The organism is Acidovorax sp. 99 (assembly GCF_003096455.1).
In the GTDB taxonomy this organism is placed as follows: Bacteria; Pseudomonadota; Gammaproteobacteria; order Burkholderiales; family Burkholderiaceae_C; genus Acidovorax; species Acidovorax delafieldii.
In genome coordinates this window covers 1,453,560-1,471,841 of the sequence record NZ_QEKU01000001.1, presented here as the reverse complement: position 1 = coordinate 1,471,841, position 18,282 = coordinate 1,453,560, and the positions used below count along the sequence as shown (strand labels likewise).

The window sequence follows — 18,282 nt, the reverse complement described above, 5'->3', positions numbered from 1 at the left end:
CAGAACCTCCCGCCAGCCAGCCGCTTATTGTGTCGCCAGGCTCAAATCCGCACGCGGGGTCCACTTTTCGGGCTGCTTGCCCGATTTGGGCGCGGCCACGAACAGCCGTTCCACCGGCAGCTTTTGCGCCACCAGGTACGCGCGGATCGCCTGGCCGCGCTGCGTGGCCAGTTCGGCGGCCATGGCCTCGGTGGCGGGTTGGTGGGCCAGCAGCAAGGCTTCCATCTCGGGCACGCTGAGGTCCTTGGCCAGGCCGACCAGGTTGCGCGGCTTGGGGATGTCAGCGCGGCGGTACACCTCCTTGAGCAGGGCAGGGTACTCGGCGGCCGACACGGAGGCGGTGTCCGCCGGGTTGGCGCGGCGTTTTTCGGCCAGCACCAGCTGCTGCAGGTGCTCGCGCTGCAGGCCTTCGCGTTCGTCCGGCAGGCTGGCCGTGCCGGTCACGGTGATCTTGAGCGCGGGGCGGTCGGTCAGGGCCTTGGCCACCTTGTCCAGGCTCTGCCGTGCCTCGGGCGTGAGGGCGGCGCTGCCGGGGGCAAAGGGCACATGGTTCATTTCCTCGCCGCCACCAAAGGCGCTGGCCAGCAGGCTGAAGGGCGAGGTCAGCGCCTTGCCGATGAGGTTGACGATGATCTTGAAGATCACCGGGCCGATGCGGAACTGGGGGTCGTTGAGCGAGCCGCTGATGGGCAGGTCCAGGTCGATCACGCCCTGGCGGTCGGCCAGCAGGGCCACGGCCAGCTTCACGGGCAGGCTGTTGGGCGCGCCCTCCACGGGCTCGCCGAAGGTCAGCTGGTTGAGCACCAGACGGTTGCTGGCGGTGAGCTGGCCGCTGGGCAGCACCTTGTAGTTCACGTCCATGCTGAGCTTGCCGCGCTCAATGCCGTGCCCGGCGTACTTGACGGAATACGGCGTGAGCGGGGGCAGCTCCAGGTCGCGCACCTTGCCCACGATGTCGAGGGCCAGCGGTTTGGCCAGCGGGTTGAGCTTGCCGGTGACTTCGAGCGATGCCGAGCCCTCGGCGCGGCCGCGCAGCTCCAGGTCGGCCAGCACGGGCTCGCCGCCCGAGGCTTCGGACGAGAACGCGCTGAGCTTGCCGGTCAGCTCCGACAGGTCGGCCGAGTAGTTGGGCTTGATGAAAAAGTCGGAGAACAGCACCTTGCCGTTGACCAGGCTCACCGGGCCAAAGACCACCACGGGGGCGAGCGGGTCGGCCTGGGCCACGGCGGCCGTGGGGGTGGCAGCAGGCGCAGCCGATGCGGCCGTGGCGGGGGCCGGTGCCGTGGGTGCTGCTGTGCTGGCCGCAGCGCTGGCTGCGTTGGCCGCCTGGGCCTCAGCCGGGGTCTTGGCAATGTCGCTCAGGTTGATGCGGCCCGCCTCATTGATCGTGATGCGGGCAAAGAAGTCGACCAGGCTGGTTTCCTTCACCTCCACGCGCGGCGCGGTGCCGGGGGCGGTGGCCACGGCCAGGCCGCGCAGGTTCAGGCTCTTCCAGGCCAGCAGTTCTTCACCCACCTGGGCCTCGGTCTTGGGGGTGAAGGCGGCCGTGCTGTTGGCCCGCAGGTCTTCCACCACGGCATCGCCGCTCAGGCGCAGGCTGGTGCCCTTGTCGGTCTGTGCCAGCGCCACCTGGCCCCGGTAGCCCACGTCGGCGCGCAGCAGCTCCACCGACAGCTGGCTGGCCAGGTAGCCGTCCAGTGCGTGCACCGGCAGGCGCGTGGCGTCGAGCTTGCCCTGGGTGGCCAGCGGTTGCAGGGCCAGCGTGCCCTGGTAGTCGAGCTTGCCCGGCGCGGCCTTGCTGCCCTTGCCCGGTGCGGCGGCGCGGGCGGTGAGCGTGAAGGCTTCGGGCTTGCTGCCGTCGCTGGCCAGGTTGCGGGCGGTGATGCCCAGGGCCGTCACGTCCAGCGCCACGGGGCGCGGCTGGGCGTTGTCGGCCAGCGAGACGGTGCCGCCCTGCAGCGAGAAGTCGGCCACGCGCAGCTTCCAGGGGGTGCTGGTGCTGGCGGGTGCTGCGTCAGCCGTTGCCGCCGGGGCCGTGGTGCTGCCGGGCGCTGCCTTCAGCCAGCGCTCGAACATCCAGCGCCCGTCGGCGCCCCGTTCCACCGCCAGTTGCGGCTGGCTGATGGCCAGGCGCTCCAGCGTGGCAGTGCGCGCATCCAGGGGCACCTCGGCGCCCGCAATGTCGAGCTTGCCCAGGCTGGCCAAGGTGGTCTTGCCCTGCTTGACGGCCAGTTGCTCCAGCGCCAGGGGGCCTGCCTTGAGGGTGACGCCGGTGGCGCCCGCCTGCGCGGCCTGTGGCGCGGGCGCTTGCCACGCCACACCCACGTCGCCGCTGAGCTGGCCGGTCACCGTAGGCTCCAGCGTCTGGGCCAGGTAGGGCGCGGCCAATTGCAGGGCCAGGGCGTTCAGGGTGGCGTTGACCTGGGCCTTCTGGTCCGTGGCTTCGCCGTTGAAGCTGAGCGTGCTGCCTTGCAGGTTGAGCCCGCCTTTGAAGCTGAAGGGCTTGGCGTTGTCCTTGGCAAAGGGCAGGGCGACGTCGGCCGCATCCAGCGTGATGTCGGTGGCCTGCAGGGCGGCAGCGGGGCGCGTGGTGGCGTCGGCCCAGCGCAGGGTGCCCCCGCGCACGGCGGCGGTGGCGACTTCCACCGCCCAAGCGGGGGCGGTTGTCTTGGCCTTGGCTTTGCCTGTGGAGGCGAGGGACGCTGGGGTGGATGCTGCGCTGGCCGGTGGCGAAGCGGCTGTGTCAACTGAGGCGGATGCCGCAGGTGTGGCGGGCTTGCCCTTGGCGGGCGTGGAAGGCTGCACTGGCGGGGCGGGCGTTGCCAGTTGTGCCAGGTTGATCTGGCCGCTGGCGTCGCGCGCGGCTGTGACCACTGGCGCCGTCAGCTCCACATGCTGCAGGCGCACGATCTGCTCCAGCGGGCGCACGTCGGCCATATCGATCTTCAGGCGCTCGTAGCTCAGCAGGTCGGCGCCCTGGCGGTCGGCCATGCGCACACCGCTGGCCTGTACGGTGCCGGTCAGCTTCACGGCCATGCGCGGGTGCTGTTCAAAGGCCACCTTCACATCCGCATCCAGCGTGGCACCCAACACCTTGACGGGCAGGTTGGCCGGCAGGTAGCCCAGGTAGGGTGCGAGGTTCAGGCCATCCAGCCGGATCTGCGCGTCGGCTTTGCCGGTCTGTGCAAACGGCGTGCCCTGGGCGGAGGAGTCAAACCGGCTGCCGTCCAGTGTGAACGCCAGGTGGGGCTCCACCTTCACCTCGCGCTGCGAGGGCAGGGTGCTGATGAACGGCACTTTCAGCGCCAGCGCGCGCACCTCGTGGGTCTCGCTGACCGTGTTGTCGATGAAGTCGATGCTGCCGCCGGTGAGCGCCAGGTTGTACAGCGCCAGGCGCGCGGGGCCGGTGTCGGGCTCGGGCTCGCTCTTGGGCGCGGTGACCTTGGCAATGATGTCGTCCACGTCGTAGCGGCCGTCGCCCAGGTGGGTGATGCGCAGCAACGGGTTTTCGATGGTGAAGGCGTCCACCACGGGCGCCAGGCGCAGCAGGGATTGCAGCTCGCCATCGGCATAGATGCGGCCAATGGTCAGCTGTGGGGGCGCTCCATTGACGCCTGCCACGGTCACGTCACGCAGCGCGAATTCCAGGCTCCAGGGCTCAAAGTCGATGCCGCCCACCGTCACGGTGCGCCCCAGTTGCTCGGACGCGATGCGCTCCAGCGGGCCCTTGACCAGTGGCGGAATGGCGAGCCAGGTGATCAGCCACAGGGCGATCAAACCCGCCAGCGCGCGGACGGCGGGGCGGAACCAGCGGTGCTGGCGCAAAGAGGCAAAAGAGACGGAGCGCAGGGAGATCGGCATGACGGCAGGCTAGGGTGGGCGCTGCGGCCCCGGGGGCTGGCGAAAAATCAGAGGGGTCGCGCGCGAGCCGCTATTGTCCGCCTTGTGCGTCAGCCTGGGTAAGCCAATGCAACGGGCGGCTGTGGTGGCTCAACATTGTTGACAGTGAGTGCGGTCGTCCGTGGCTGCACTCACAGGGCAAAGCCCGGCACCACCCTGCGGGTGGTGGCTCAGGACCGTGTCTTTTGGTGCGCGCTCATTTGCACTACGTGCAAATGATTCCACCCCAAAGAAAAGCGCTCCTCGCTGCGCTCACTGGGCAAAGCCCAGCACCACCCGGCGGGTGGTGGCGCTTTTCTTTTCAATCTTGGTCACCACGATGGCGCCGATCTCCGACGTGTTGGCCACATGCGTGCCGCCACAGGGCTGCAGGTCGATCGGTGGCGCGTCGGCTTCGCCCCCGATGCGGATGGTGCGGATGCGCCCGGTGCCGCGCGGAGGCTGCACGCTCATGCTTTTGACCAGGGCGGGGTTCGCGTCCAGCTCTTCGTCACTGATCGAGGCCACGGTGAGCGGGTGCGCGGCGGCGACCAGGGTGGCGATGGCGGCGGTCAGCTGCTCCTTGTCCAGCGGGTCGGTCATTGCAAAGTCCAGGCGCGCGTAGTCGGGCGTGATCGAGCAGCCATTGACCAGCTGCGGCACCACATGGCACAGCAGGTGGCTGGTGGTGTGCAGGCGCATCATGCGATGGCGGCGCTCCCAATCGATGCGGGCGGTGACAGCCGTGCCAGGCGTGAGCTGCGCCACACGCTCTTCCTGCCCGGGGGCAGGGACGTGGACGATGTCGCTGGTGGGGTTGCCATCGGCATCTTTGCCCTTGCGGGTGTCGGCAATGGTGATCTGCGTGCCGTCTGCCAGCACCAGCACGCCGCTGTCGCCGGCCTGGCCGCCGCCCAGGGGGTAGAAAACGGTCTGGTCCAGCACGATCCCGGCATCGGTGACGGCGGTGATGTGGGCGCTGCATTCGCGCAGGTAGGCGTCTTGGCGGAAGAGGTCTTGGGTCATGGGGGCATGTTAGCGGCGGCGCTGGCCGTTTCCCAGGCATCAACAGCGCCGCTACCATGCGCGCATGACTTCTGCCGCATTGACTCCCTTGCCCTCCCGCTTCTGGGCCGACTTGTCCACCCGTGATTTCGCGGCGCTAAAGGCCAGCGGGCAGGCTGAACAGGTGGTGGCCGTGTTGCCCGTGGCGGCCGTCGAGCAGCATGGCCCGCACCTGCCGTTGTCGGTGGATGCCACGCTGTTGCAGGGCGTGATCGACGCCGCGCTGCCGCAGCTGCCCGCCGAGTTGCCGGTGCTGTTCTTGCCGCCGCAGAACGTGGGCCTGAGCCCGGAGCACATCCGCTTTCCCGGCACGCTCACGCTGTCACCCGCCACGGTGATCGCGTTGTGGACCGAGATCGGTGAATGCGTGGCCCGCGCGGGCATCCAAAAGCTGCTGCTGTTCAACGGCCACGGCGGCCAGGTGAGCGTGATGGACATCGTGGCGCGCGAGCTGCGCACGCGCTGCAACCTCATCGTCTACAGCGCCAGCTGGTTCAGCCTGCCGCTGCCCGATGCGGTGGCGGGCCGTTTCAGCGCCCAGGAGCACCGCTTTGGCATCCATGCGGGCGAGATCGAGACATCGATGATGCTGCACCTGGCGCCCGCCACGGTGCAGATGGCGCACGCGCAAAACTTCCGCTCCACCTCGCAGGACCGGTCGGAGCGCTATGCCATCCTGGGCAACGGCAAAAGCGCCAAGCTGGGCTGGCAGATGCAGGACTACCACCCGGCGGGTGCCGTGGGTAACGCGGCCGCAGCCACGGCCGACAAGGGACAAGCGGTGGTGGACGCTGCAGCGCAGCAACTGGTGGCGCTGCTGCAGGAGCTGCAGGCGCTGCCGCTGTCTACCCTGGCGGATGGCCCCCACTTGCGCTGAATCGGTTTGCTATATTTTTCATAGCTTCCGGCGCATGATCCACTAGCGCAAGCGACCTGAAAGGCTCAGAAAACCGAGATATCGGTGCTCAGGCGTGCGTCACCCACTGCGCGTGCTCCAGCTCGTTCAGGTGCGGCAGCGTGTTGAAGGTCTGCAACATCAACCGCTTGGGCGAGATGGAGAACTCCGTCACCGCGCTGTTGCGGATGCGCATGTTCAGCGCAATGGTTACCTCGGGCGCCGTGCCCAGCACCTCGCCCACGGCGGTCGAGATGGGGCCACCGCTGCTCACCAGCAGCACGTTCTGGCCCGCATGGTGGTGGCGCACATGGTCCAGCGCGCTGCGCACACCGGCCGAAAACTCGTTCCAGCTGGGCATGCCCTGGGGGCTGATGACACCTGCCATCCACTGCGCCAGCGCGTCGCACAGGATACGAAAGTGCGCGCGGTAACGCTCGGGCGTGTCGGCCGGGCCCAATGGTTGGGGGTGGATGGCGGCGATGAGTGCGTGGCTGTCGTATTCGTTGAGGCCTGGCAACTGCAGCGCATTGGGCGTGGTCTGCAGGCCCTCGGCAATGCCTTCCAGCGTCTGTGTGTGGCGGCGCAGCGTGCCGGTGATGACGGCGTCAAACCCCAGGCCGCGTGCGCGCCAGTGTTCGCCCAGTCGCACCGCCTGCTGGCGGCCCAGCGCGCTGAGCTGGTCGTAGTCTTCCGCGCCAAACGAGGCCTGGCCGTGGCGCACGAGGTAGAGGGTTCCCATGCGGCGGATTGTGATCAGAACCCGCCGCAGGCGTTTGTCGCAAAAGCGACCGATGCTATTAAATGTGTAGCTTTTTCGGTTGAAGCTGCAAGGGCTTCAGCCCGCCAGAACGCTGCCGAACATGGGCGCATCCACGTTGCCGCCCGTCAACGCCAACCCCACGTTCAAACCCTTCAGGCGGTCGCGCTCCTGCAGCGCCGCTGCCAGCGCCGCCGCACCTGCACCTTCGGCCACGTTGTGGGTGTCGGTGAACAAGGCGCGCATGGCAGCGGCCACCTCGGCGTCGCTCACCTGCACGATGTGGTCGATGTGTGGCGCCATCACGGCCAGGGCCTCGGCATCGGCCACGCGGCAGGCCATGCCGTCGGCCAGCTGGGTGGTCACCGGTGCCTCCACCACGCGGCCTGCGGCCAGCGAATCGGCATAGGTGGTGGCGTGGCTGCTGACCACGCCGACCACGCGGACCGGGTGCTGCAGCGCCAGCTTGGCCGCAATGGCCGAGCACGCGCCCGAGCCCTGGCCGATGGGCACGTACACCACATCGAGCTGCGGCACGGCGCGCAAAAATTCCCACCAGTAGGTGCTCACGCCCCGCAGCAGGTCGGGGTGAAAGCTGGGCACCATGTGGGCGCCGCGCTGGGCTGCCAGCTGGATGGCGTGTTCGCGCGCTTCCTGAAAGTCGTCGCCGTGTTCGATGAGCGTGACGCCCAGCGCGCGCATGGCGGCGTTCTTCTCCACCGAGTTGCCGCGCGGCACGACGATGGTGCAGGCCACGCCGTGGTGGCGTGCGGCCCAGCCCATGCTCTGGCCGTGGTTGCCGCGTGTGGCGCTGATGACCTCAGAGGGCAGCGCGCCGCGCTGGGCGAGCTGGTCGAAGTAGGTCAGGCCGCCCCGGATCTTGAACGCGCCCACGGGCGTGTGGTTCTCGTGCTTGAGCCAGCAGTCGGTGCCCAGGCGCTGGCTGAGCAGGCCCCAGCGGTACTGGGGCGTGGCGGCGAAGTCGCGGTACACCACCTGGGCGGCGGCTTCGATGTCGGCCAGGGTGGGCAGCAGGGCGGTGGGGTCGAGGCGGGTGTTCATGCGGCGGCTTTCTTTTCGGTGAGGAGGCGCAGGGCGAGCAGACCGAGGACGGTGCCCATGAAGTAGCGCTGCGCGCGCATCCATGCGGCGTTGCGGTTGAGGAACAGCGCCACGCGGGCGGCGCCCAGCACCAGCAGGGCGTTGACGGCGGCGCTGGTGCTGATCTGCACCGCGCCCAGCGTGAGGCTTTGTTGCAGCAATTGGCCGCGCTCGGGGTGCAGAAACTGCGGGAAGAACGACAGGTAGAACATGGCCACCTTGGGGTTCAAGAGGTTGGTCATGAAGCCCATGAGGAACAGGGTGCGCGGGCTGTCGTGCGGCAGGTTGCGCGCTTCAAACGGCGCGGCGCCACCGGGTTTGACGGCCTGCCAGGCCATCCACAGCAAGTAGGCGGCGCCGGCGTAGCGGATGGCGTCAAACGCCAGCGGCACGGCCGCCAGCAGCGCGGTGAGACCCAGCGCTGCCGCCAGCAGGTGCACGACAAAACCCAGCACCACGCCGGTCAGCGAGATGAGCCCGGCGCGTGGCCCCTGGGTGAGGCTGCGCGAGACGCAGTACACCATGTTGGGGCCCGGCGTGAGCACCAGCACGAGCGCGGCGAGCGCGAAGAGCAGCAATTCCTGCAACGAAAACAGCATGGCGGTTTACTCCTGAGAGGTGACTGAGGTGAGGGTGACGGGGCCCCGTGGCGTGCGGAGCTGGGCAGAGAGGCGCGGCGCGGTGCCCGGCGTGGCGAGGACGGAGGCGGCGACACCCACGGCGGTGCACGCGGCCTGCAATGTGGCGGCTTGCGGGTGCTGCAGTGCAAGCTGCTCCAGCTGCACGCCGCTGGCGGGCAGGCTGTCGCAGGGGTGTACCGCGCCCCACTGGATGAGCGTGGGCAGGCAGCCGTCCATCAGGCGCAGGCCGTCATCGCGCACGGTGATCTGCCATTGCAGCACGCCATGGGGCGTGGGGCGGCTGGCGGTGATGACGGCGCCGCGATCCATGTCCAGCGCCGACAACGCGGTGCACGCGGCCTCCACGTCGGGCACGCTCGCCACCCAGTGGATGAGCTGGGGGCCGTGTTGGGCCACCTGGGCCTGCAAATTGGCGTCATCCATGTCAAACCAGCGTCTTGCGCCAGTGGATATTGCCTTGGATGCTCCTGGGTTGATAGCAATGATCTCCAGGTAGGCGCGCGGATGCGCCGGGCTGGAGACGTTGAAGATGCGGTTGTGGGTGCCCATCAGCGGGTGTTCGCCGCCCGCCGTGGGAGTGACGCCCAGCGTGCGTTCGCACCAGGCCACACCACTGGCCAGGTCGGCCGCCAGCACGACCAGGTGGTCCACGCAGGCGGGGTGCTGGGTGGTGGTGGCGGTCACAGCAGCACCTCACCGGCCACGCAGGTGACCGAGCTGCCGCCGACCCAGATGGTGTCGCCGTCCTGTTGCACGTACACCCGCCCGGCGCGCCCCAGGCAGGTGCCTTGGGCGGCCACATATTGGGCGGGGGCCAGCCCGGCGCCGATGAGCCATTGCGCCAGCGCTGCGTTGAGGCTGCCGGTCACGGGGTCTTCGGCCAGGCCGTTGTTGCCGGGGAAGAAGGCGCGCACTTCAAAGGCGATGCCTTCGGCGTCGGTGCTGCCAATGACACCCACCTTGCCGCGCGGGCCGACCACGCCCACGTCCAGCTGGCCAAGGATGCTGGCGTCAGGCTTCAGAGCCAGCACCTGCTCGCTGCTGCGCAGCATCACGCCCCGCCAGTTGGGGCCGTTGTCGCACCAGGCGTGGTGCAGGATGTCGCTGCGCGCCACGCCCAGGCCCCGGGCAATCAGCGCCACGTCGTCTTCGGCCAGCGGGCCGCTTTGGATGAGGGGCGGCGCGGCGAAGGCCAGGCGCTCGCCGTCCTGGCGCAGCGTGACCAGGCCCACGCCACACTCCTGCACCACCTGGCCCGCGACCTGGGGCCGTCCGCCGGCTTGGAGCCAAGCGTGGCAGCTGCCCAGCGTGGGGTGGCCTGCAAAAGGCAGTTCGCGCCCGGGGCAGAAGATGCGCACGCGGTAGTCGGCACCGGCGGCGCGCCCTTCCGGGGTGGGGGGCAGCAGGAAGGTGGCTTCGGACAGGTTGGTCCAGTTGGTGAAGTCCTGCATGGCTTCGGTGCTGAGGCCGGAGCCGTCCAGCACCACGGCCAGAGGGTTGCCACGGTAGGGCGTGGCGGTGAATACATCGACTTGCTGGAACGGGCGTTGGTGCATGGTGGTCAGGTCCTTGGTCAATCAAACGGGCAGTGAAGCGGGGTGGGCCGGGCACGCCGGGGGCTCACCGGGGTGTGGCCCGGTGTGCATGCAGGTGGTTGTGGCTCGGCGCCCTGGCGAGGCCGAGGGGGAAATCAGCCGCTGGGGCGTGGGGCAGGGCGGCGCGGGTTCATAGCAGCACCGTGCCTTCGATGCAGGTGACGGCACTGCCGCCCACCCACAGCTGGTGGTCATCGTCTTGGCGGATGTGCACGCGGCCCGCGCGGCCCAGGCATTCGCCCTGGGCCACCAGGTAGCTGCGGGGGGCCAGGCCATCGGCAATCAGCCATTCGGCCAGGCTCGCGTTGAGGGTGCCCGTCACCGGGTCTTCAGGGTTGCCCATGGGGGCGGCAAAGGCGCGCACCACCACGCCGGGCTGGGCGGTGTTGCTGGCGGCAGGGCCCACATGGATCACGCCCACGTCCTGGCCCAGGTCCTTCAGGCGGGCGTGGTCGGGGTGCAGGCCCAGCACCGTGTCGGCGCTATCGAGCAGCAAGCCCAGCCACACGGGGCCGTTGTCCAGCATCTGCGCTCCCAGAATCTGCTGCGGGCGCAGGCCCAGGGCACTGGCAATCAGTGGCACCAGCGCGGGGCTGGGGGCGCTGCGCTTGAGCGGGGGCGCGGCAAACGCCAGGGTGTCGCCGCTCAGGGCGATGCGCACCAGGCCCAGCGCACATTCCTGGATCACCATGCCGTCTTGTTGCGGGTGGTGGCCTGCCTGCAGCCAGGCGTGGCAGGTGCCCAGCGTGGGGTGGCCCGCAAAAGGCAGCTCGCCATTGGGGCTGAAGATGCGCAGGCGGTAGTCAGCCCCGGCCGCGCGCCCGGCGTCGGTGGGCGGCATCAGAAAGGTGGTTTCCGACAGGTTGGTCCAGGCCGCAAAGCGGCGCATGTCGCTGTCGCTCAGGCCGTCGGCATCCAGCACCACGGCCACGGGGTTGCCGTAGCCGGGGCGGTCGCTGAACACGTCGATCTGCTTGAAGGGGCGCTGGTGCATGGAGAGGCTCACGCGAGAGGCTGATCCAACACGCCCCGGGCGCCGGGGCGGGTGCTGACCGTGTTGTACCACCGCTCCAGGTGGGGGTGTGCGGCGCGATCTTGCGGCAGGCCCCACCAGCGGTGGATCTCGCAGCCCACCGGGATGTCGGCCATGGTGAACCGCTCACCCGCCATGAAGGGCTGGCGCGCCAAGTGGGCATCGAGCATCGCCATCAGCGGCTCGGTCAGTGCGACCGATGCGGCGATGAGCGCCTCATTGCGCTGTGCGGCGGGCGTGCGAATCCACTGGAGGAACGCATCACGCCCGGCGGGGTTGAGCGTGGTCTGTTGCCAGTCCATCCACTGTTCGGCCACAAAGCGCGTGGGCAGGTCTTCGGGGTACAGGTTGCCCAGCGAATGCCGGGCGCACAGATAGCGCACGATGGCGTTGGACTCCCACAGCGTCACGCCCGTGTCTTCGTCCTCAATCAGCGGCACCAGGCCATTGGGGTTGAGGCCGAGGTAGCGTGCCTCGCGCACGATGCCGTACTGGCCGCCCGCGTCGGTGCGCTGCACCGAGGGCAGGCCCAGCTCCTGCACGGCCCACACGACCTTGCGCACGTTGATGGACGACAGGCGCCCCCAGAGCCTCAGCATGGTGAATCAGCCCTTGCTCTCGCGGATCGCCGCAGCCAGGGCGGCGATGCCGGTGGCGATCTGCTCCACGGTGGAGGTGACGAACGACAGGCGCAGCGTGCGGTGGTCGGCGTTGTCGGCATAGAAAGCCGCGCCGGGCACAAAGGCCACATTGCGCTCCACGGCCTTGGGCAGCAGCTCGATGGCGCTCATGCCTTCGGGCAGGCGCACCCACAGGAACATGCCGCCGTCGGGGCGGTTCCAGTGCACGCCCAGGCCTTGCATTTCCTTGTCGAGCGCAGCCAGCATGGCCTCGCACTGCTGCTTGTACAGCGCGCGGATGGTGGGCACGTGGCGGTCCAGGAAGCCGTCCTTCATCACCTCGGCCACCAGGCGCTGGTTGTAGCCGGGGGTGTGCAGGTCGGCCGCCTGCTTGGCTTGCAGCAGCTTGGGGTACACGGCCTTGGGCGCAACGATGTAGCCCAGGCGCAGGCCGGGGGCCAGCACCTTGGAGAACGAGCCCATGTAGATGCAGCCCTCGGGGTTGCGGGCCGTGAGCGGGGCGGGCGGCGGGGCGTCGAACCACAGGTCGCCGTAGGGGTTGTCTTCCACCAGGGGCAGGTTCAGCTCGGCGGCGGCGGCCACCAGCTCGGCGCGTCGTGCGTCGCTCATGGTGCGGCCCGTGGGGTTCTGGAAGTTGGGAAGCACGTACAGGAAACGCGCCTTGTCCGCGCCCGTGCCCACCTTGGCGCGCAGGTCGTCCATCAGCACGCCCTGGTCGTCGCTGGCCACGGACACCACGTTGGGCTCCATGGGCGTGAAGGCTTGCAGCGCGCCCAGGTAGGTGGGGGTTTCCACCAGCACGCGGCTGTTTTCGTCGATGAGGATTTTGGCGATCAGGTCCAGCGCCTGCTGCGAGCCGGTGGTGATCAGGATCTGGTCGGGGCTCACATCCCAGGGCAGGAAGTCGGCAATCGCCTGGCGCAGTGGGCCGTAGCCTTCGCTGGCGGCATATTGCAGGGCGCCGGGGCCGTCATTGGCCAGCACCGCGGCAGAGGCGGCGGCAAACGCGGAGACCGGGAAGGTTTTGGGCGACGGCAGGCCACCCGCCAGGCTGATGATGCCGGGCTTTTCGGTGACCTTCAGGATTTCGCGGATGACCGAGGGGTTCATGCGCTCGGCACGGCGTGCCAGGGTCCACGTGCTGGTGGTGGGAAGGTCGTTCAGTTTCACTCTCGTCTCCTGCGGGTGGCCGCCTGGGCCGCTACGGTTGCAAAGTTGTTGTCAAAAAATGGGTGTGCAGCAGCCCTGGCGGGCGCGTTCATATCTTCTTAGTCCACGATGAACAGGGTGGCGCCCTGTGGGGAGGTGGACCGGTGAGGTTCAGCATTGTCCGCCACCTGGTAACTCATGCCCGGTGTCAGGGTGTACTGGCGGCCGTCGGCCAGCTCGGTGTGCAGCTCGCCGCTCAGGCACAGCAGTACATGGCCCTTGGTGCACCAGTGGTCGGACACATAGCCGGGTGTGTACTCGACCATGCGCACGCGCACCTCGCCAAATGTCTGGGTGCGCCAGAAGGCCTGGCCCGCTGCGGCGCTTTTTTCTTCGCGCGGAATGCTGGCCCAGTCGGTGGTGGCAAAGGGAATGTTCTGCAAATGCATGGTTTTCAGTCCTTGATCGACACCACGGCCTCGATCTCCACCGCAAAGCCACGCGGCAAGGAGCCGACACCGACGGCCGAGCGTGCGTGCCGTCCGGCATCACCAAACACTTCCACCAGCAGGTCGGAGCAGCCGTTGATGACCTCGGTGTGCTGCATGAAGTCGGGTACCGCATTCACCATGCCCAGCAGCTTGACCACACGGCGCACGCGCGAGAGGTCTCCGAGTGCTGCCTGCATGGTGGCGATCAGCTGCAGGCCCACTTCGCGGGCGTGCTGACGTGCCTCGTCGGCACTGATCTCGCGGCCCACCTTGGGGACCACCACCATGTCGTTGCGCAGTGGCGAGCCCTTGCCCGACAGGTACAGCGTGTTGCCGTCCAGCACATAGGCGTCAAAGTTGCCGCGCGGGGCGGACACGGTGGGCAGCACCAGGCCCAGCTGCTGCAGTCGCTGCTCTGGGGTCATGGCACTCATGCGGGGGCTCCTTGTTGTTGAACGGGCATCCGTTTGCCCACGAAGACGGTGGCGATCACGGCCACTGCAAACACCAGGGTGACGGCATCCAGGTGTTCGCCCAGCAGGGGCACTGCAAACAGCAGGCTCAAAAAGGGCTGGATGAGCTGGATCTGGCTGACCCGCACGGCACCCAGCGCCAGGGCGCGGTACCACGCAAAGAAGCCGATCCACATCGAGAACAGGGCCACATACAGGAAGCCCGCCCAGCTCATCGCGCCAATGCTGGAGGGCACGGCGGGAGCGAACCACCAGGCCACGGGCAGGGTGAGTGGCAGGCTGCACACCAGCACCCAGCAGATGACCTGCTCGGCCCCCAGCCGGGGTGTCAGGCGGGCGCCCCCGATGTAGCCCAAAGCGCCGGTGGTCATGGCAATCAGCAGGTAGACGTTGGCCGCGCCCAGGTACAGGCCGCCCGCACGCCACACCATGAAGCCCAGCACCAGCCCGCTGCCCAGTACCGCGCAGGCCCAGAAGCCTGCCGAGGGCCGCTGCCGGTACCAGAGCGCACCCAGCAGGGCGGTGGACAGTGGCAGCAGCGCGGTGACTACCGCGCCATGGGTGCTGGGCACGTGGCGCAGCGCCAGCGCCAGAAACAACGGGAAGCCCACGATCACGCCGAACGCTGTGATGCCCAGCAGCGGCCACTCGGCGCGCACCGGCAGGTTCAGGCGCCCCTGACCGCGTTGCCACAGCAGGTAGCCGATGGACAGCAGCCCCGCCACGGCGGCACGCCCGAACGTGACGAACCAGGGGGACAACTGGGGCGCATCGGTGGAGCCCACGGCCAGCCGCGTCATGGGCAAGGTGGCCGCAAACAGCGTGACGCCGACCAGGCCCCAGAGCAGGGCTTCTTTTTCCTGTGTGCGGTTCATAGGGTGAGCATCCAGTACGCCGTGAGCACCAGCACGAGTGCCAGCGTGCGGTTGAACCACAGCAGCCGGGTGCCCTGCGCCAGCCACTGGCGCAGCAGCGAGCCCACCAGCGCATAGACAAAGTTGCTGGTGAAGGCGAACACCATCATCACGCCGCAGATGATGGCCAGGCGCTCCCCGGGGTTGGAGGCAGGCTGCCCGGCGGCGTTGACCACCCAGCCCGCGCTGAGCGTGAGGGCGAGCATCCAGGCCTTGATGTTGACAAACTGCAGGCCCACACCCTGCCAGAAGGTCACGTTCAGGCGCGATGTGTCGATGGCCGTCATCTGGCCCGCGCGGCTGAGCTTGAAAGCCAGCCACAGCATGTAGACCACGCCCAGCAAGGTCACGGCCCAGCGCAGGGCGGGCACGCCGGTGATGAGGGCTCCCAGGCCCAGGCCGCTGCCCAGCATGAGCAGCGTCCAGCCCGCAGGGACGGCGAAGCAAAAGCGCAGCGCGCGTTTGAGGCCCAGGTTGGCCGCGAGCGCGGTGGACAGGGTGGTGTTGGGCCCCGGCGAAAAGCTCATGGCGGTGCAAAACAGCAGCAGGGCGGTGAGTTCGGCGACGCTCATGGTGGGTGCGGGAAGGGGTGGGGGACTTGTCGGGGATCTGCCTTCAATGTAATCTTGCTACCAATACACAACCAGTACAGACAGTCGGCGCAGTTGCAAATCTGTATTGCCCGGCAAAACAATACACACCGGCGCCTGGCGGCGCAGCGAGCGGAATGCCACCATGCTGATGAAATCGTCCACCCAGTCGCTGACCGAACAACTGTCCACCCGGTTTGCCGAGCGCATCCGCAACCGCCTGATGGCGCCGGGTGCACGCCTGCCGTCGGTGCGCCAGTGCGCGCAGCAGCACGGGGTGAGCCCGTCCACCGTGGTGGCGGCCTATGACCAGCTGCTGGCGCAGGGCCTGGTGGAGGCGCGCAAGAACCGGGGGTTTTTTGTCCGCGAAAGTGGCCGAGCGGTGGAGGCAGCCGACGGCGACCTTGACACGCGCGCGCGCCCCGACGACCTGGCTCTGGAAAGTGCTGCCGCCAACTGGAGCACGGCGCACTGGTTTGCGGCGCGTGCCGCCGGCCGCGCGGGCCCAGGGGTGTCGCCCGTCAACGCCACGGCGCTGATCCGGGGCATGTTCCACAAGATCAGCGACAAGCCCCAGCCCGGCATGGGGGTCTTTCCGCCCGACTGGCTGGAGTCCACCTTCATGCCCGCCGCCGTGCGCAAGGTCACCAACTCGCGCGCCCTGCAGGAGTTTTCGCTGCAGTATGGCGAGCCGCTGGGCGATGCAGGCCTGCGGCGCGTGCTGGCCAAAAAGCTGTCCACGCTCAACGTGCACACGGTGCCCGAGAACATCATCACCACCGTGGGGGCCACGCATGCGCTGGACATCGTGAGCCGCACCCTGCTGCGCCCGGGCGACCCGGTCATGGTGGAGGAGCCCGGCTGGGCAGTGGAGTTTGCGCGGCTGGCCGCCTTGGGCATGCACATCCTGCCCGTGCCGCGCCGCGCCGATGGCCCGGATCTGGAAGTCATGGCGCGCTACTGCGAGGTGCACAAGCCCAAGCTCTACGTGAGCGTGAGCGTGTTTCACAACCCCACGGGCTACTGCCTTACGCCGGGCAGTGCCCACCGCGTGTTGCAGTTGGCCAACCAGCACAACTTCCATGTGGTGGAAGACGACACCTACAGCCACATAGCGCCGGAGCACGCCACGCGCCTCACGGCGCTGGATGGCCTGCAGCGCACCATCTATGTGAGCGGCTTTGCCAAGATCCTCGCGCCCAACTGGCGCATCGGCTTCATGGCCGCGCCGCCCGCGCTGGTGGAGCAGTTGCTCGACACCAAGCTGCTGGCCACTTTGACCACACCCGCGCTGCTGGAAAAAGCCCTGGCCTTGTGCATCGAGCAGGGCCAGCTGCGCCGCCACGCCGAGCGCATCCGCACCCGGCTGGATGCCGCACGTGCGCGCAGCGTCAAGCTCGCCCTGGGGGCGGGCTGCACCTTTGCGGCCGAGCCGGTGGGCCTGTTTGGCTGGGTGGAGACCGGGGTGGACACCGATGCGCTGTCGCAGCGCATGCTGGACGAAGGCTATCTGCTGGCGCCCGGTGCGTTGTTCCATGCCGAGCGCAAACCCAGCACGCTCATGCGCATCAACTTTGCAACGACGCAGGACGCGGCGTTCTGGCGCATCTTTGAGCGTGTGCGGGCTGAGCAAGGGCGGTGAGCCGCAGACATTGCCCTGGAGTCGCGCAATCGCATGGGGGTGTCGCCCACAGGAACCGGCGCAGGGGCCTACTTTCTTTCCACTTCCAGGTCAGACAACACCCGCAGCAGCGCGCGGTTGACCTCTTCCAGGTCCATCTCGAAAGTCTCGCACAGCTGGCGGATGGCGCTGGCGTCATCTGTCTCCAGTGCACACGCCATCTGCAGACCGCCGGTGTAGGGGCCGGTGCGCAACACGGTGGCGTCGTAGATGCGTTCGGACAGGGGCAGGCGCTTGAGGATGGTGCCCAGGGGCTCGCCCAGCAGCTCATCGAGCTGGGAGAGCAGGCCACACAGGTAGATCTCGCGGCGCAGGTCGTTCTCGATGCCCGCGTCCAGCAGCCGCGCGGTGAGCTGTGCGCGGATCACCATGGCTTCGCGCACCGGCTGCATGTTGGCCTCGGTGCTCGCATGGGGCAGCTGGTCGGACAGCCAGCGCTTGATGGAGCTGTAGCCCATCATCACCAGGCCCCGGCGCAGCGAATCAATTCCGGTGCGCAGGCCCAGGGCGGCCGAGTTGGTATAGACCATGAAGCGGTACGCGAGCAGCGGGTCCTCGCCCATGATGTCTTCAAAGGTTTCCAGCGACTGCTCGTCGTCGATGGCCTTCATGAGTTTGAAGATCACCGCGTGCGAGGGCTGCTGCGGGTGGTGGCGCAGGCTGTAGAGCACGTCCTCCGTCGGCCACCCAGCCAGCGCCATCGCGTTGCCCTGGTCCAGACAGTGCTCCATCAGTGCCCGGCTGGCGATGTTTTCGTACATCTGGCCAGCCAGCACCGGGCTGGGGGTGCGTTTGGCAACAGGTGCTGCTGCGGCGGCGGCACTGCCTGGGCGTGGGGGCGTGGCTTGCAGCGCAGCCACGGCGTCTTCCGGGCGCAGGGTCAGCAGGCTGTTGTCGAAGCAGCGGGCAATCTCGGGCTCGGGCAGCTTGTCCATGTCGCCCCGCCACACCATGCGCAGCCCGCGCTGGTGCGCGGCCTTCACGCGGTCATAGATGGCAGAGTCCGACAGCCACTCGCCGCGCACCTCGATCCACGGTGCAGCCCGCGGCGCGTTTTCGAGCAGGTCGCACAGCAGCTGGCGGGTCTGTGCCGAGATCAGCAACGGCGGCGAGCTGGCCGACCACAGCTCCTGCAGCGTGCGCAACAGGTGCCCGCCGTCGACGGTTGCCGAGGCCTCGTTGTGGGCATACAGCTGGATGCCTGCAAGTTTGCGGGCGCGGTTCCACAAAGGGCGGTAGCCCAGGATCAGGCTACCTAGGACGGATTGGACCATGGGCTCTCAGGCAAAAAAACAGGGCCAGCCAGCACTCGCGGGATGGGTGTCGCCACGGTGCACCAGCCGGTGCTGAAGCCTGCTGGCACAGCGTGCGATG

The 18,282-nt window shown here is 68.3% G+C and carries 17 protein-coding genes; 2 read left to right on the top strand and 15 right to left on the bottom strand.

Annotation, left to right across the window (positions count from 1 at the left end; genetic code table 11):
- Positions 1-24 precede the first annotated feature (24 nt).
- Positions 25-3,861 (bottom strand): DUF748 domain-containing protein, encoded by a 3,837-nt coding sequence (locus C8C95_RS06865; protein ID WP_116748082.1) that lies wholly within the window; start codon positions 3,859-3,861, stop codon positions 25-27.
- 291 nt (positions 3,862-4,152) lie between these two features.
- The gene (locus C8C95_RS06860; RefSeq protein ID WP_116748081.1) at positions 4,153-4,905 is read right to left on the bottom strand and encodes an alanyl-tRNA editing protein; all 753 of its coding nucleotides are present in this window, start codon (positions 4,903-4,905) and stop codon (positions 4,153-4,155) included.
- Between the two features lie 64 nt (positions 4,906-4,969).
- On the opposite strand from C8C95_RS06860, the gene C8C95_RS06855 reads away from it, so the two are divergent.
- Entirely contained in the window at positions 4,970-5,821 is an 852-nt protein-coding gene (locus tag C8C95_RS06855) for a creatininase family protein (RefSeq protein WP_116748080.1), read from the top strand.
- An 88-nt stretch (positions 5,822-5,909) separates the two neighbouring features.
- On the opposite strand, the gene C8C95_RS06850 is transcribed toward C8C95_RS06855, so the two are convergent.
- The 12 genes from C8C95_RS06850 to C8C95_RS06795 form a co-directional block, all read right to left on the bottom strand.
- Positions 5,910-6,581, bottom strand: coding sequence for a histidine phosphatase family protein (locus tag C8C95_RS06850; RefSeq protein ID WP_015015854.1), 672 nt, complete (start codon positions 6,579-6,581; stop codon positions 5,910-5,912).
- A gap of 96 nt (positions 6,582-6,677) precedes the next feature.
- Positions 6,678-7,661: a threonine dehydratase gene (locus tag C8C95_RS06845; protein WP_116748079.1), complete on the bottom strand. Its 984-nt coding sequence runs from the start codon at positions 7,659-7,661 to the stop codon at positions 6,678-6,680.
- The gene (locus C8C95_RS06840) at positions 7,658-8,299 is read right to left on the bottom strand and encodes a LysE family translocator (protein ID WP_056065617.1); all 642 of its coding nucleotides are present in this window, start codon (positions 8,297-8,299) and stop codon (positions 7,658-7,660) included. Before C8C95_RS06840 ends, C8C95_RS06845 begins: the two co-directional genes overlap by 4 nt.
- Positions 8,300-8,305: 6 nt before the next feature.
- Positions 8,306-9,025, bottom strand: coding sequence for a VOC family protein (locus C8C95_RS06835; RefSeq protein ID WP_116748078.1), 720 nt, complete (start codon positions 9,023-9,025; stop codon positions 8,306-8,308).
- Positions 9,022-9,897: a PhzF family phenazine biosynthesis protein gene (locus C8C95_RS06830; RefSeq protein WP_116750169.1), complete on the bottom strand. Its 876-nt coding sequence runs from the start codon at positions 9,895-9,897 to the stop codon at positions 9,022-9,024. Before C8C95_RS06830 ends, C8C95_RS06835 begins: the two co-directional genes overlap by 4 nt.
- A gap of 169 nt (positions 9,898-10,066) precedes the next feature.
- A complete protein-coding gene (locus tag C8C95_RS06825) occupies positions 10,067-10,930 on the bottom strand; it encodes a PhzF family phenazine biosynthesis protein (RefSeq protein ID WP_116748077.1) in 864 nt (287 codons plus the stop codon).
- Positions 10,931-10,938: 8 nt separating this feature from the next.
- The gene (locus C8C95_RS06820; RefSeq protein WP_060986800.1) at positions 10,939-11,568 is read right to left on the bottom strand and encodes a glutathione S-transferase; all 630 of its coding nucleotides are present in this window, start codon (positions 11,566-11,568) and stop codon (positions 10,939-10,941) included.
- A 6-nt stretch (positions 11,569-11,574) separates the two neighbouring features.
- Positions 11,575-12,780, bottom strand: a complete 1,206-nt coding sequence (locus tag C8C95_RS06815) for a PLP-dependent aminotransferase family protein (RefSeq protein ID WP_207780578.1) — start codon at positions 12,778-12,780, stop codon at positions 11,575-11,577.
- Positions 12,781-12,878: 98 nt separating this feature from the next.
- Positions 12,879-13,208, bottom strand: coding sequence for a DHCW motif cupin fold protein (locus C8C95_RS06810; RefSeq protein ID WP_108496888.1), 330 nt, complete (start codon positions 13,206-13,208; stop codon positions 12,879-12,881).
- 5 nt (positions 13,209-13,213) lie between these two features.
- Entirely contained in the window at positions 13,214-13,684 is a 471-nt protein-coding gene (locus C8C95_RS06805; protein ID WP_056065629.1) for a RidA family protein, read from the bottom strand.
- Positions 13,681-14,598 carry a DMT family transporter gene (locus C8C95_RS06800; protein WP_116748076.1) on the bottom strand — a complete coding sequence of 306 codons (918 nt, stop codon included), beginning with the start codon at positions 14,596-14,598 and terminating at the stop codon, positions 13,681-13,683. The genes C8C95_RS06805 and C8C95_RS06800 overlap by 4 nt, the downstream gene beginning before the upstream one ends.
- On the bottom strand, positions 14,595-15,209 hold the full coding sequence (locus C8C95_RS06795) for a LysE family translocator (protein ID WP_116748075.1): 615 nt from the start codon (positions 15,207-15,209) through the stop codon (positions 14,595-14,597). The genes C8C95_RS06800 and C8C95_RS06795 overlap by 4 nt, the downstream gene beginning before the upstream one ends.
- Positions 15,210-15,372: 163 nt before the next feature.
- Between C8C95_RS06795 and C8C95_RS06790 the strand changes: the two genes are divergently transcribed.
- Positions 15,373-16,869 (top strand): PLP-dependent aminotransferase family protein, encoded by a 1,497-nt coding sequence (locus C8C95_RS06790; protein WP_056065847.1) that lies wholly within the window; start codon positions 15,373-15,375, stop codon positions 16,867-16,869.
- 68 nt (positions 16,870-16,937) lie between these two features.
- Here C8C95_RS06790 and C8C95_RS06785 read toward each other — a convergent pair whose 3' ends face one another.
- Entirely contained in the window at positions 16,938-18,182 is a 1,245-nt protein-coding gene (locus C8C95_RS06785) for an HDOD domain-containing protein (protein ID WP_056747999.1), read from the bottom strand.
- Positions 18,183-18,282 lie beyond the last annotated feature (100 nt).

Excerpts from the sequence above, each read along its gene's own strand:
- C8C95_RS06865 (WP_116748082.1), bottom strand. The coding sequence starts at position 3,861 with ATGCCGATCTCCCTGCGCTCCGTCTCTTTTGCCTCTTTGCGCCAGCAC.
- C8C95_RS06860 (WP_116748081.1), bottom strand. The coding sequence starts at position 4,905 with ATGACCCAAGACCTCTTCCGCCAAGACGCCTACCTGCGCGAATGCAGC.
- C8C95_RS06855 (WP_116748080.1), top strand. The coding sequence starts at position 4,970 with ATGACTTCTGCCGCATTGACTCCCTTGCCCTCCCGCTTCTGGGCCGAC.
- C8C95_RS06850 (WP_015015854.1), bottom strand. The coding sequence starts at position 6,581 with ATGGGAACCCTCTACCTCGTGCGCCACGGCCAGGCCTCGTTTGGCGCG.
- C8C95_RS06845 (WP_116748079.1), bottom strand. The coding sequence starts at position 7,661 with ATGAACACCCGCCTCGACCCCACCGCCCTGCTGCCCACCCTGGCCGAC.
- C8C95_RS06840 (WP_056065617.1), bottom strand. The coding sequence starts at position 8,299 with ATGCTGTTTTCGTTGCAGGAATTGCTGCTCTTCGCGCTCGCCGCGCTC.
- C8C95_RS06830 (WP_116750169.1), bottom strand. The coding sequence starts at position 9,897 with ATGCACCAACGCCCGTTCCAGCAAGTCGATGTATTCACCGCCACGCCC.
- C8C95_RS06825 (WP_116748077.1), bottom strand. The coding sequence starts at position 10,930 with ATGCACCAGCGCCCCTTCAAGCAGATCGACGTGTTCAGCGACCGCCCC.
- C8C95_RS06820 (WP_060986800.1), bottom strand. The coding sequence starts at position 11,568 with ATGCTGAGGCTCTGGGGGCGCCTGTCGTCCATCAACGTGCGCAAGGTC.
- C8C95_RS06810 (WP_108496888.1), bottom strand. The coding sequence starts at position 13,208 with ATGCATTTGCAGAACATTCCCTTTGCCACCACCGACTGGGCCAGCATT.
- C8C95_RS06805 (WP_056065629.1), bottom strand. The coding sequence starts at position 13,684 with ATGAGTGCCATGACCCCAGAGCAGCGACTGCAGCAGCTGGGCCTGGTG.
- C8C95_RS06800 (WP_116748076.1), bottom strand. The coding sequence starts at position 14,598 with ATGAACCGCACACAGGAAAAAGAAGCCCTGCTCTGGGGCCTGGTCGGC.
- C8C95_RS06795 (WP_116748075.1), bottom strand. The coding sequence starts at position 15,209 with ATGAGCGTCGCCGAACTCACCGCCCTGCTGCTGTTTTGCACCGCCATG.
- C8C95_RS06790 (WP_056065847.1), top strand. The coding sequence starts at position 15,373 with ATGCTGATGAAATCGTCCACCCAGTCGCTGACCGAACAACTGTCCACC.
- C8C95_RS06785 (WP_056747999.1), bottom strand. The coding sequence starts at position 18,182 with ATGGTCCAATCCGTCCTAGGTAGCCTGATCCTGGGCTACCGCCCTTTG.